Source organism: Paenibacillus phytorum, from assembly GCF_013141715.1.
In the GTDB taxonomy this organism is placed as follows: domain Bacteria; phylum Bacillota; class Bacilli; order Paenibacillales; family NBRC-103111; genus Paenibacillus_E; species Paenibacillus_E phytorum.
This window is the reverse complement of record NZ_WHOA01000115.1, coordinates 44,093-57,553: the sequence shown is the minus strand read 5'-3', so window position 1 is coordinate 57,553 and position 13,461 is coordinate 44,093. Positions and strand designations below refer to the sequence as shown.

The window sequence follows — 13,461 nt, the reverse complement described above, 5'->3', positions numbered from 1 at the left end:
AGGGTGTTTATGTATGATGTTAAGAAAAATGACCGCTTTAACCCTAATCCCCGTACTGGCTGTTTCCATTCTCGGGTGTTCGAATAATGCCGGAAACAGCTTGGATACGACCAGTACCAAGAGCCAAGATCCCGCTGCAGGGCACGGTACAATAAGTTTGGCGAAAAAGTATGATATTAAGTGGTTTCAATGGGGGCCCCGCGATATTCAACCCGATGATGCCATTATCAAATATTTGAACGACAAATTTAATGTAAATATTAAAGTAGAACGGATCTTAGCCAAAGAATACCAAAAAAATCTGGAATTGAAAATTGCGGCGGGGGATATGCCCGATGTGTTCCGTTATTCGCTTGGCACTGGAGCGCATATCTACAACCAGCTGCATGAAGACGGATTCTTAATGAATTTCGCCGAGTATGCCGAAAAGTATGATTTAAAAGGATTGCAGGCCTATATAAATCGACCCGGAACCGAGGAGTTCCGTGAGGAGAATGGGGTATTTCAGCTACCATCGCGCAAAGCGGGTGTCATTCCAAATGTAATGGTTGTTCGTCAAGACTGGTTGGATCAACTCGGATTGAAGAAACCAGCGACTATGGATGAATTCAAAGCCATGCTAAAAGCTTTTAAAGACAATAAAATGGGTGGGCCCAATACAGTTCCTGTCACGTTTGCACTCGGATACGGCGCATTCCTAGGTTTATCAACTGGTTTTACAGGAGCCAACAACTGGGGGAAAGTAGACGGCAAATGGTCCTATGAAGCAGTCATGCCGCAATATAAATCATTCCTGCAATTTGCCCGTGAGCTATATGGGGAAGGTTTAATTGACCGGGAAGTGTTTACATCCAATGAGGCTCAAGCTAAGTCCAAGTTTATCAGCGGAAATACCGGAGTAATCGTGGCTCCTACGGAAAGATATGTGGCAATCGAAAAGGATTTGGCTGAATCCAATAAAAATGCCAAACTGTCGCTGCTCATTCCGATGCCTAAAGGGCCAGCAGGAGATACGGGTAGAGTAGACTCGAGCAATACGGAGCCTATTGTTGTGATTAAGAAAGACAGGGATGAAGATTTTCTAGCAAGAGTCGCTGCTATCATTGACTATACCCATACGGAAGAAGGGATCAAGATACTCAACTACGGCATAGAAGGGGTCCATTATAAAATGGAAAACGGCAAGATGGTTAAAACGCCTCTCTATGAGCGAGATATCATTCCGTCATTGGGACACTTAACCGCTATGACCACAGATTACTCGTTAGCGGCACAGGACGTAGAAGGCGCATTGAAGGATAACGTTGAATATTCCTTAAAATCAGGTATTGCACCACCGTTTACAGCGTTGACTTACGGATCCTCGAAAGATTTGATACCGTCTATTGATAAAAAATACAACGAATGGATGATCAATTTTGTGACGGGCGCTAAGGATATTAACGCAAACTGGGATCAATATGTGAAAGAGATGAACGATGTTGGGGTAAGCAAACTTACTGCAACCGTCGAACAAAATACGAAGAAATGGGGCAAATAGATCTTATGACGAATCAAAATCAAAAGCCTAACGTGATTATCATTATGGCAGATCAGTTGAGATATGATGCGATAGGACAATTTACTCCCAACTTAAATGAATTGAAAAAAGAATCCGTTGTTTTCAACCGAGCCTACTGCGCTTCTCCGATATGCGTCCCCGCCCGGGGGGCGTTCTTCACTGGGAGATATCCCAATGAAACCGGGTGCTTGATCAACCCTTGGGCGGAGCAGGATCAGATGAACGGGATGGTGAAGGAAGGGACCCCTCATCTGTATCAGCTGATGGAACAGCATTGGGACAGCTGGCATACCGGGAAACAGCATTTATTTTATAACTGTAAGCCCGAACATCAATCAGATTCGCAAACCCATTGGAATACCGAAGCCAACTATAAGGACTACCTGGTAGAACACGGCAAACAAGCTCCAGGAGGTCCGAGGTTCACGGGACTAGTCCCTGAAATGGTAACGGGTCGACATACCACGGTCAAAAGTTACTCCATTCCTGTCATGGACCGCTATACAGAAGGCTTGGACTATTTTTTTGACGGATATATTACCAATCGTTCATTAGACGCTCTAACTTCTAGAAACAAGGAGAAGCCTTTGTTTTTAAGTACCATGTATCTGGCTCCTCACCCACCATATCACCTTCCAGAGCCTTGGTATTCCATGATCGGTGAGGAAGAATTCGAGCTGCCCGACAATGTCGGGGTCTGGTATCCAGATCAATCGCCCTTGCAAATGTATAATTTGACAGGTGTGCTCGGGACCCGCTATTCCCGCGAAGAATGGCGGTCCATCTGGGCGAAATATCTTGGTTTGGTCAACTTGCTGGATGATGGAGTCGGCCGCATAATCGAAGAGTTGAAAAGGCAGGACCTCTACGATAATTCGCTCATCATCTTCACCAGCGATCATGGGGAAATGTTGGGATCGCATCGTTTATGGCAAAAATTCTGTATGTATGAGGAGTCGGTGCGAACACCACTGTGGATGAAATTTCCGACTGGATTTGTTCCTTCGGTTAATGAAGTCAACGAGACGGTCAGCTCGATGGATGTATTACCGACATTATGCGAATTTCTCGGTTTGGATACGCCTGAGTCACTGTCAGGTAAGTCTTTAATGCCGTTGATTCTTGGAGGGAAGCAAGACAGAGAAGCTGTATATATTCAATATGACGGAAACGGCTCTTTAGGAAATTTTCAGAGGTGTATCATCAAAGGGAGATATAAGCTGATCGTGGATCTGTTCAAGGACGAGACTTTTCTGGAGCTGTACGACGTAGTAGCCGATCCGCAGGAAACGATAAATTTGGCAGTTTGCGGTTCTCATGATGATGAATTAAACCAACTTCTGGCTTTGTTGAAGAAGCATATGGAACTGACAGGAGATCATATTGCACTGAATGAAAGGAGTGGGTTCAATTGAAAATTTCTGAGCATTTTCCCCGATACAACGATTTTAGTCCGCTTGTCCCTGTAAGGTGTATAACTCCACGAACAGGGGGCTGTTTTCACCGATTTTTTGATACATCGCCGGTCAGCCCGTCCGGACGTTATGTCGCCTTGCTGCAGCTGCCGCAGGAACATCGTCTTCCTGAGCCAGGAGAAGTGGCCAACATTATACTCGTAGATCTGCATACAGCGGAAGAGCGGGTTGTCGCGCAAACATGCGGCTGGGAACCGCAGCTGGGCGCTAATATCAACTGGGGAGCAGATGATAATTCCATTTTTTACAACGATGTGAATACGGCAACGTGGGAAGCACTTTGCGTACGTTTAAATCCGCATACCGGCGAAAAGCGGTTAATGCCTGGAAGTATATACCGAATCTCTTCGGACGGCAGAACGATTATTTCCGCTTGTCCCAAAAGGATGCGGCGAACGCAGCTAGGATATGGCATTATCGTTCCTGATGAGCATATTCCGCGCAACTATGGATTTCGAGAAGACGATGGTCTCTATGCACTGGATACGGAAACCGGGGAGAGCAAGCTGCTAGTATCGATTAAGGATGTATTTGACCGTGCTGAGCCGTCTATCGATAAGGCTCTGTATGAACATGGCGAATGCTATGGATTTCATTGCAAATTTAACCCGCAAGGCGATCGGATCCTGTTTACCATGAGATGGTTTCATACGGAACAGGAACAGCCGTGGAATATGATTACTAAGGGATTGAAGTATTGGGTTGTCACTATGAAGGCGGACGGCAGCGATATCCGTGTTGCAGTAGGTCCAGAACAATGGGATAAAGGAGGCCACCATATTAACTGGTACCCCGACGGCCAACGGCTTTCGATGAATTTGTGTCTCGATGGCGACAAACAGCTGTATTTGGTTCAAGTCAATATGGACGGTACGAATATTGGCAAAATCATCGACTCGATTCCAGGGTCCGGGCACCCGACTGTCCATCCTAACGGAAGACATATCGTTACCGATTCCTACGAGCACGAGAAAGTAGCTTTCGGTGACGGTACAGTTCCGCTACGTCTTATCGATCTTCAGGAAAGAAGCGAAGCGACAATCGTACGAATCAATATTGGCAATCCTGGAACGAAAGTATCAGGCGTGCTTCGCGTTGATCCTCACCCTGCTTGGGCGCCGGACAACAAGCATCTGGTCTTTAATGGATATGTGGACGGTACACGCCTCGTATTCATCGCAGACTTGTCCGGTTTGGTGTAAGAAATCGTAGAGCTCAAACGAATGTAATCCATTATAAAAACTGCTTGGATGGAGGTTACGTAGATGAGAAATGAAAAACCGAATGTCATCCTTATTATGGCGGATCAATTGAGGCTGGATGCCATCGGTGCCCATACTCCAAACATCAATCGGTTAAAGGAAAACAGCATCGTATTCGAAAGAGCGTATTGCGCTTCTCCCATTTGTGTCCCTGCACGCGGAGCGTTCTTTACCGGCATGTACCCTAACGAAACAGGTTGTTTAATTAATCGGGGTGAGGACATGCACGCCCTTGTAAGGCCGGACATTGACCATCTATACGGGCTTATGGATCACACCTGGGACAGCTGGCATACAGGGAAACAACATCTTCGGATGAAGCCTAGTGTGGATGAATCCCCTGACAGCAAAACGAACTGGAGAAGACTCGAGGGCCGATACGAAGCCTTTTTGAAGGAGAATCATAAACGAATGCCTGGAGGACCGAATTATCGGGGGATCGTGCCGGAAATGACTCATGGAATGATAACGCGTCCAAAATCGTATTCAATACCTGCCGTTGGGCTATACGAAGAAGGTCAGGAGTTCTTCATTGACGAGTTTATAGCCAGAGACTCTGTGGAAGCGATTAGGGAGCGAGATCGCAGCAAACCGTTTCTGCTCAATGCGATGTTCCACGCTCCCCACCCTCCCCTTGAAATTCCCGCCCCTTGGTTTAATTTTGTCGAAACGGTTGATTTACCTGAGAATGTCGGGGAGTGGTGCCGGAGTCAGTCGCCGCTTCAGTTATATAATTTGACCGGCGCCATAGGAACTCGATACACGAGGGAAGATTGGAGACAAATATGGAAGGTCTATCTGGGATTGGTCTCGTTACTTGATCAATGCGTCGGCCGGATTATCGAGGAATTAAAGAGAGAAGATCTTTACGATAATAGTCTGATTATTTTTACGAGTGATCACGGTGAAATGCTCGGTTCTCACGGATTGTGGCAAAAAATGTGTATGTATGAAGAATCCGTTCATACACCGCTATTTATGAAATTTCCGGCTGATTTCAAACCTGCTGTAACTTCTTGCTGCTCGTTAGTCAGCAGTATCGATGTACTGCCGACGATATGCGATTATACACAGATCCAGCCGAAGTCTCCTATGTCCGGCCGATCACTCATGCCATTAATTGCTGGTAGTACAATAGGACGCGAGAGAATCTTTATTCAATACGATGGCAATGGAGGAAGAGGCAACTTTGGCCGTTGTATCGTCGAGGGCGATTACAAGCTGATCGTCGATATATTTAAGAATGAGACGTATATAGAGCTGTACAACGTAATCAAAGACCCTCAGGAGAGAGATAATCTTGCATTTCAAAAGTTGATTTATCGCGCGCGCATTGAACAGATGCTGCAGCATTTGCGTGAGCATATGCAAGCTACGAAAGATCTGCTGGAATTACCAAATCAAATCTACGACCGGTTTCTACAGGACTACACGGCGTTTATGTCTTAAACGAGTAAAAAGGCTTAATAAGCGCCTCCCAAGACAAAAGAAAACTTGGTTTTTCCTGCAACGCTTCTGTTCGGTCATGGTGATCAGGAAATGGTTATGCGCATTCTTGAGGAGGAGGTGGAAGTCGTAAGAGGTTCCGGTGATTATATCTATGCGGTTGGCGTACCTTCATGGTCATCTTCCTCCGGTTATCTGAATAGCTTCGATCTGGGAGCCGGACATCCGGGAGTCCAATCTATAGAAACGATTATTTGAGAAAATGAGGTGTATGTGACATGGAGGAAGTCCGTCTACTGCGTACAAACGAATTTAAGGCAGCCGTTCGCCTGTCCGATGCTGTCTTCCGCGATGCGGAGCAAGTTTCGATGGGCAGGGCGTATCCGAGTGTGTTTTCCCCTGGCTTAGGCCAGTCGTTTGGCTATTTTATTGGTGGCCGATTAGTGTCCTTTGCCGGTCTTGTTCCTTCACAGATCCACATCGGGCCAGCCACCTTAAGCGTATATTCTATTGGCTCCGTATGTACCGATCCCGATTACACGGGGCGGGGGTATGCCGGAGAAGTTTTGCGAGCAATCAAGGAGCATAGCCTGCAGGCAGGAGCTGCGCTTATTGTTGTCTCTGGGGCCGGTGGGATCTATGAGAGGGTTGGCTGTCGTCCTTTTGGCCAAGTGGCATCCTTTTGCATCGAAGCAACGAGCAAAGACTCCATACGGAAAATTGCTTCTGCGGAACTCTTGCATATCCGTGAGATGGCGCCGATCGATTGGTTCGAGATCGCCCGGCTTGCAGGAGAACGTTCGGTTCGTTACGGGCAGAGTTTGTGGGATTTGGCCGCTTTGATCCATGCAGAACCATTGGCGAGTAACCGCAAGCTTCATCATAAAGTATGGGTAGCCACGGGGCAGGGTCGACTCCACGGGTATGCCGTCGCTTGTGTACCATCGGCGTCCTATACGCAACCGCGAGGCCGTCCGACTGTTATCGAGTGGGGAGGAAGGCCCGACATCGTGGCGGCGATCATTGCAAATGGGTACGAAAGGGAACAGTTGGAGGAGATGGAAATCGCCATACCGTGGCATGAAAAGGAGCTTACTTTCATGTTCGAGAGTTCTGCCTGTGCGTGTAAGCGTTCCCGGATGAAAGGAACGGCGATGGTCGTTCATGCTGAAATATTAATCCGCCAGCTTGCTCCTTATTTGCAGCAGAAAAACGACGAGGCTTTCCGACAGCTTCAGGTAGCGACCTTGTCCGATGGAAGCAACCGGTTGTCCTGGAAGGGGCAGACTTTCACTTGCAGCGATCAGGAAATTTTGTCGCTACTATTCGATCATGAGCCGAAGCTTAGTATGTCGGACAAAATGAAGTCGGGGATTCTTAAGCTTTTCCCCGTTCCGTTTCCAAGCACCTCCGGATTGAATTACATATGATTTTCGGTGAGTAAATTAGAACAAGAATGTGGAAACCAGAGGAGGAGAACCGATGTCAAAGCAATTGAAAACTGCAATCATTGGCTGCGGAGTGACGCGAAACATAAACATTTTCGCTCACTCAGCTTGCACATGACGCGCTTGCCGCCCTGGAGGCCGGCAAGCGCGTCATGTGCGAGAACTATAGTCATTCAACTCAGGGAAAGAATTTTTATGGGATAAGGGAAGAAAAGACGATGAGGAAGTTCAAGAGCCGTGGTTACACTTTATTATCTTGTAAGCCATTGGAATAAAAGTATTAATGGCAGTGGGAAGAATGATGGCAAGAAATGTATTATTGATACCCAAACCCTTGACCGTAAAGTAAAATGGAATCAGTCCACCCTGGAAATACATGGTGAATATAAGTTCTATGTCGGCCTATGCTGAGGTTGGGCAACAGGAGTCAATCGGTGAAACCATTAAATATGCAACCATTATCATCGTTACCCTGCCTATTCTATGTGTGTATCCGTTTGTACAGAAGTACTTAGAGAAGGGTGTCATGATTGGGGCAGTGAAACAATAGCATAATGGTTCTTAGGGATTTCAATGCACAGGGAATCCTTCGTGTATTGAATTTTCTTTTAGCTGGAAAATGAGAAGGAAGAAATAATGCAGGAAGGAACGGTGAAATTAAATGACGCATGAAATCACACTGTTGGATAGAGAGACAGATATTACGGATAAGCATGTGTTTGAAGCCTTGAATCTTAACTATCCAGGGCTTCAAAAGGTCAAGAAGGCACTTGAGCAAGGTAATGAAAAGCTTGCAAAGCATGAGGTGGTAGAGTATTTTCATAACCGGAAAAACCGAACCTTTTTGTTTGATTACCGGGGAATGCCACTGCGACCCATAGATCCGGATGCTTCCCCCCTTTCGTATCAGTCTTCCAATGGCTTAGAAGGAAGTCTCAAGGAGCTTTGTTTAAAGGTGGCAGAGAAGATGATGAACAACATTTATCTGTTGCCGACCGGTAAGCGTGGAGAGCATTTTCTAGGGGCTCACTTTGAAAACATGCTGTTGCATAATGCGCTGACGGATAATGTTACACGCCATCGATACCCTCACGATATGTTCACACGCGGACAGTTTTTTGAGTCTCTTGCGGTCGCGTATCATGAGAATGGAGACCCCCGGATTGCAGGTAAGTTCAGAGAGATTCTGGAAAAGTTCTTTGAGACATACCAGCTGATTATTGAAAACAAAGCCGCTGATGCGGGACATTGGATGCTAACCGATGACCGGGACGCCATGAGTGTCGGCGGACTTACACTTGTTATGTTGACACTTTTCTACACGGAGCTTCCGTATACACTTCCGGATGATCTGGCCTTTAAAATCATCGGGCGCATCTGTTTTTTTGGGTCGCAATACCGTAGGTTTGATACGGACACCTATCGTCCGCATAACCATCATTTATGGGAAAGAGGGGTTTTGCCATACATATTGGCAGTTATGCTTCCGGAGTTTCCGGTGATTGAAGCAATGAAGCCGCATAGCAGGGAAGTAATATTAGCACACTTTAAGGATGACTTTAATCCCAGTGGGGGCTATGGAGAGCATTCAACCTCCTATTGGGCTGGTGCAACCATTGGGGATATGCTATTTCGTGCAGTGACGATTGCAAGGCTGAACAATGACCCACTCATGGACGAAGGGTCACTTGCTTGCCTTGAGAAAAGTATTTCTGTTCTGACTTCAATCGTACAGCCCACAGAGCGCTTCCCGAGCATTGGAGACAATCAGGGTACGAGCATTGAGCCATTTTTGCTCGCAGCTATGCAAATGACGGAAAATCAATTGCCTGCAGCAGTTTTGGCAGTCAGGAGGGGGGAGACGGTAAAGGAGGAACAGTTGCCATCGTTGGATTATTGCGATAACACCGTTGGCTTTGTAGCAAGTAGGAGCAGTTGGAAGAGAGATTCCAACTATTTTATCATGTCCATCAAGGAAAACTGTGGTGTTTGCGGACACAACCACATGGACATGCTCTCACTAATCATGATTCTTCGAGGCAAACAGTTTATCGGTGAACCCTATTCCGGTGCATTGTACCATAAAATTCGCATGAACAGTGACCTGCGCGGCTTTATGTATAACATGGAGTCGCATAATACAGTGCTGGTTCACGGATCCGCGGTTCAGCCCAACAGGATGTATGCAAACCAATGGGGGGTCTACCGTCCGGATGTCTGCGTCAGTCGATATGAAACAAACCCTAAGGGAATGCTTGTTCAGGGGTATCATGATGCATATACGTTCTGTCGTCATCAACGAACCGTTGTTTTTTCAAGAGCAAAGGGCTGGATCGTAAAGGATAAAATTGAACGTGGGATGCGTCAGCAGCAAAAGCACATTCAACGTTGGTTTCTGGAGCTGGGAGTGGCTTGTGAGGTTCTTGAAGACAGGGTTCTGCTATTAAAAAAGGAAAACGTTCAGCTTCTCTGTGTTTGGGAGTCAAGAGCAGAAGTTGAAGTGAAATTATGGAAAAAAAAAGATCTATATCCTGATATTATTTCTGATCCAGAGCAAATCAACTATGCAGTGGATATAAGTTTCCTTGCGAAAGACTCAGAGCAAACAGACCAGGAAAATGAGGCAGTTCTTCATGTGGCCATGCTGGATGTCACTGACAGGGCCATGCCTGATTTTCAGGATGTAAGAAAAATCTTCGTGCATCAGGAAGAAGAATTGATGAATCTGCTTGAGCACATTTGAAGGGTGTGACACGCGAACATTCCGGGGCCAGATCGGGTGAGGCGTTTGGCGGTGAACAGTTCCGGTGCGATATCCGGAAGGCCGAACTTGGGAACGATGCAGGGATTATTGGTGCGGCAATGCTCGGCCTGAACACATGAATGCTACTTGTTGACGTATCACTTGATTATTGAGAATGCCTCTGTTGGTGCTTCGAGAAAAAGGGATTGGTCAGGGGTTTGGAGGCGCAAGGCTGTTACACCACAGTAAAATTAATCTGAGTTGTTGAAAATCGTGATATGAGTCCCACTTTGACAGCGCTATTGTATAAAAAGACACCTATTTGATGCGAATTACCTACTGTTTCAAGAACTGTGAAAGGATATACAATGGGGGTAAATGACTGTGGGGCGAACTAATTGGAAAAGGGATTACAATATAATTACAATAGCCCAATTAAATCAGCAAGAAATACTCGGCGTGCGCCGTTAACATAGCCATTAAACACGATATGACGATGATCCAAGCTAGGAGAGAGAACAAACAAAATGACGACCCTTCTGCCCAAGCTATTGATGGCGGAAGGGTCATCGTCGTAATGTTGCCTCTTAATTCAGTCATGATGGTGGTGGGTGGTGAGTAACTATGAGGAAAAAATTGATTGCTTTATTTATTATGTTTCTGTTGCTGCCATCACTTTTACTTTCAAAGATCTGGTTTGATAAAACATCGGATACGATTGTGGATGTAGCCAGAGTATTTAACGAGCAGCTTGTCAGACAGTTAAATAATCAAATTAGTGATTATTTTCAAGATTTGGAGCGCTCTACGCTGCCGTTAATTGCTCACCCATTGATTAAAGAATTTATGCTTCTTCAACCAGACCAAGCCTATAAACAATTTATATTAACGCGAGATATTCAAAATGAGTTACTCCAACAAATCGTATTTGGACGTCCTGAAGTTTATTCGCTAACCATTTACTCTGCTAATGGTCTGCAAATTTCCAATCATGTTGCGCTGCCAAGTCAAGATGATTATGAAAGCTATCTAAGAAATACAAACTTAGGAAATTACAATGTAATGGGTATCCGATGGATAAATAATACGCCTATACTTACCATTACGAGGAAATTCAGTGATACGACATTGTACCAGACCACTGGTCTAATGGTTTTTAATATAAGACTTAATGAAATATGGAATAAAGTGAATAAAATTCAAACTGGCATGAAGGGAAAGTTGTGGATCATCGATTCAAACAATCTTGTTATTTATGACTCAGGTCATTATGACAAATTGGGCTCAAATATGCCGGATTGGTTTATCAATGGTGTTCATTCGTTGAAACCGGATGATACATTTTTGCATGAAGAAAAAGGGGTAACGAATATCGTCAATTACAATACTTCCGAATCTACTCGTTGGACGATCGTATCTGAATTCCCCATATATGAGTTTAGTAAAGGATTAGTTGTTCTAAGGGACCATTCTATTTGGATTTTGCTAATTATTACTTTTGTTGCCTGTATCATAATTGGCGGATATGCTTTTTATCTCACAAATTCACTAAGTATCTTAGAAAGGCTTATGCGCAAAGCACAGGATGGAGATCTGCTCATCTTAGCTCCGCTCCGCCGGGAAAAAGAAATAGGCAGTTTGTTCTTAGGGTTTAACAAAATGATTGGGGAACTCCGACGTCTTATCGTAGAGGTGCATGCAGGACAGTTGCGAGAAAAAGATTTATTACTGCGGCAAAAAGAGTCCATGTTACGAGCTCTTCAGTCTCAGATTAATCCGCACTTTTTATACAATACGCTAGAGATTATTAATTCCCATGCTATTCTCCAAGGCGTAATGCCTGTTAGTAGAATGGCTACCGCATTGGCCGATATGTTTCGGTACTGCATGAAAGATTCTATGCAAGTAGTAAACTTGACAGAGGAATTAAAACATATCCATACCTATCTCGAAATTCAAAAGGAAAGATTTCCTGAATTAACGTGTGAATTTCATTTTGACATGACCACTGCTTCATCGATTTCAATTTGCCGCCTTTCTATACAGCCCTTAATCGAAAATTGTTTTATTCATGCTTACGAGAATCAAATGCTTCCACCTGGTTTTATTGGGATTACAGGGGGAATTCAGAATGAAAAATATGTCATTAGAATTACGGACCAGGGGGGAGGGATGCCGGATGATGTGCTATTAAAATTTAGCTCTGCGTTTAAAGATCAATACAACGAGATATATGAAAATATGGATGAAGGATTAAATGGTCATATTGGCTTGATTAACGTTCACTCCAGGTTACGATTGACGTTTGGTCATCCATATGGTTTACACATCGCTAAATCTAATCATACCGGGACCATCATGGAAGTTGTTATACCTCTTGAACAGGAAAGAAAGGATAAATCGGCATGATACGTACAGTAATTATTGAGGACGAAGCCTTAATTCGGAAGAGTCTAGTTAAACTTGTTTCGGAATCTTCTCTTGGGTTTGACATTATAGGCGAGGGGTCTAATGGCGTTGAAGGTTTACATTTAGCTGAAAGTGCTTATCCCGACTTAATTATTACTGATATAAAAATGCCGCTGATGAATGGATTAGACTTAATTAAAAACGTTAAGTCCCTTGGAGTCCATTGTGAGTTTATCATATTGTCAGGTTACGGTGATTTTAGCTTTGCCCAAGAGGCGATACATTATGGGGTCAGCGATTATTTGCTTAAACCTATACGGCCGGAACAACTTACGCAAACTTTACATAAAGTCAAATTGGAAGTTGAGAAGTATCGGATTGATGTGAATGAGTATAGCGAGTGGTTGCTTTATTGTACGGAGGAAGCAAAGAATATAGCTCATTTGATATGGAATGTGAATGAAACCGAGGCTATGAACGCGATAGACTATTTTAATAAAAAATGGACAGATAGTCGCGGAGTGAATTCGCAATATAAAGTTCGGAGTATTGAACTTTTGAGCAGAATCTATTCATGTCTGTACAATGACTTAGGAGCAAAAAATCTCGATTACGATAATAAACAATCGATTGCTTTTGCGAAAAATAGGGAGGAAGTACAAGTTTTAAATAAACATGTTATAAGTACTTGGCTTCAAACTGTTCGTGAAACCCGAAACTATGGTGCGCATCTGAACATCAAACAAGTTATCGCATTTATTGAAAATAATTATAAGAATAATGAACTCTCCCTGCAGATGGTAGCCGACCATGTTAAATTATCCGTACCATACCTAAGTCAGGTATTTAAACAGAGCACAGGCATCTCCTTTTCTCAATATTTAATTCAAACACGCATGGAAAAGGCGAAGCAATTATTATCCGATCCGGATTGTAAGACCTACGAGATCCCAGAACACATTGGATACACAGATTACCCTCATTTTACTAAAAGCTTTAAAAAGTTCTTTGGTACTTCACCTCGAGAGTTTCGCACAAAAAAATAAAGCGCATACATTGCCTTATGAAAACACAACTAGCGTAAGGAATACCATGTACGAACCCCCTGATTTCTTCT

General features: G+C 44.3%; 10 protein-coding genes and 1 pseudogene. 10 read left to right on the top strand and 1 reads right to left on the bottom strand.

The window, feature by feature from the left end; genetic code table 11:
* Positions 1-13 precede the first annotated feature (13 nt).
* From GC098_RS17120 to GC098_RS17085, 8 genes and pseudogenes are all read left to right on the top strand, one after another.
* Positions 14-1,540, top strand: coding sequence for an extracellular solute-binding protein (locus GC098_RS17120; RefSeq protein WP_171644332.1), 1,527 nt, complete (start codon positions 14-16; stop codon positions 1,538-1,540).
* 5 nt (positions 1,541-1,545) lie between these two features.
* The gene (locus tag GC098_RS17115; RefSeq protein ID WP_171644331.1) at positions 1,546-2,976 is read left to right on the top strand and encodes a sulfatase family protein; all 1,431 of its coding nucleotides are present in this window, start codon (positions 1,546-1,548) and stop codon (positions 2,974-2,976) included.
* Positions 2,973-4,238: a TolB family protein gene (locus GC098_RS17110; protein ID WP_171644330.1), complete on the top strand. Its 1,266-nt coding sequence runs from the start codon at positions 2,973-2,975 to the stop codon at positions 4,236-4,238. The genes GC098_RS17115 and GC098_RS17110 overlap by 4 nt, the downstream gene beginning before the upstream one ends.
* Positions 4,239-4,301: 63 nt before the next feature.
* Positions 4,302-5,747 (top strand): sulfatase family protein, encoded by a 1,446-nt coding sequence (locus GC098_RS17105; protein WP_171644329.1) that lies wholly within the window; start codon positions 4,302-4,304, stop codon positions 5,745-5,747.
* 45 nt (positions 5,748-5,792) lie between these two features.
* Positions 5,793-6,002 carry a hypothetical protein gene (locus tag GC098_RS17100; RefSeq protein ID WP_171644328.1) on the top strand — a complete coding sequence of 70 codons (210 nt, stop codon included), beginning with the start codon at positions 5,793-5,795 and terminating at the stop codon, positions 6,000-6,002.
* Positions 6,003-6,022: 20 nt separating this feature from the next.
* Entirely contained in the window at positions 6,023-7,174 is a 1,152-nt protein-coding gene (locus GC098_RS17095; RefSeq protein ID WP_171644327.1) for a GNAT family N-acetyltransferase, read from the top strand.
* Positions 7,175-7,613: 439 nt separating this feature from the next.
* Positions 7,614-7,742 (top strand): annotated as a pseudogene (locus GC098_RS17090) (carbohydrate ABC transporter permease); the annotation flags it as partial.
* Positions 7,743-7,853: 111 nt separating this feature from the next.
* Entirely contained in the window at positions 7,854-9,935 is a 2,082-nt protein-coding gene (locus GC098_RS17085; RefSeq protein ID WP_171644326.1) for a heparinase II/III family protein, read from the top strand.
* Positions 9,936-10,356: 421 nt separating this feature from the next.
* Here the strand turns inward: GC098_RS17085 and GC098_RS40840 are convergent, their stop codons facing one another.
* Entirely contained in the window at positions 10,357-10,482 is a 126-nt protein-coding gene (locus GC098_RS40840; protein WP_281367083.1) for a hypothetical protein, read from the bottom strand.
* Between the two features lie 77 nt (positions 10,483-10,559).
* Between GC098_RS40840 and GC098_RS17080 the strand changes: the two genes are divergently transcribed.
* Complete coding sequence (locus GC098_RS17080) at positions 10,560-12,344, top strand: sensor histidine kinase (protein WP_171644325.1); 1,785 nt, start codon at positions 10,560-10,562, stop codon at positions 12,342-12,344.
* Positions 12,341-13,390: a response regulator transcription factor gene (locus GC098_RS17075; RefSeq protein WP_171644324.1), complete on the top strand. Its 1,050-nt coding sequence runs from the start codon at positions 12,341-12,343 to the stop codon at positions 13,388-13,390. The genes GC098_RS17080 and GC098_RS17075 overlap by 4 nt, the downstream gene beginning before the upstream one ends.
* Positions 13,391-13,461 lie beyond the last annotated feature (71 nt).

What these genes read in the sequence shown, in the direction of transcription:
- GC098_RS17075 (WP_171644324.1), top strand. Translation starts at nt 12,341, where the DNA reads ATGATACGTACAGTAATTATTGAGGACGAAGCCTTAATTCGGAAGAGT.
- GC098_RS17080 (WP_171644325.1), top strand. Translation starts at nt 10,560, where the DNA reads ATGAGGAAAAAATTGATTGCTTTATTTATTATGTTTCTGTTGCTGCCA.
- GC098_RS17095 (WP_171644327.1), top strand. Translation starts at nt 6,023, where the DNA reads ATGGAGGAAGTCCGTCTACTGCGTACAAACGAATTTAAGGCAGCCGTT.
- GC098_RS17120 (WP_171644332.1), top strand. Translation starts at nt 14, where the DNA reads ATGATGTTAAGAAAAATGACCGCTTTAACCCTAATCCCCGTACTGGCT.
- GC098_RS17105 (WP_171644329.1), top strand. Translation starts at nt 4,302, where the DNA reads ATGAGAAATGAAAAACCGAATGTCATCCTTATTATGGCGGATCAATTG.
- GC098_RS17085 (WP_171644326.1), top strand. Translation starts at nt 7,854, where the DNA reads ATGACGCATGAAATCACACTGTTGGATAGAGAGACAGATATTACGGAT.
- GC098_RS17115 (WP_171644331.1), top strand. Translation starts at nt 1,546, where the DNA reads ATGACGAATCAAAATCAAAAGCCTAACGTGATTATCATTATGGCAGAT.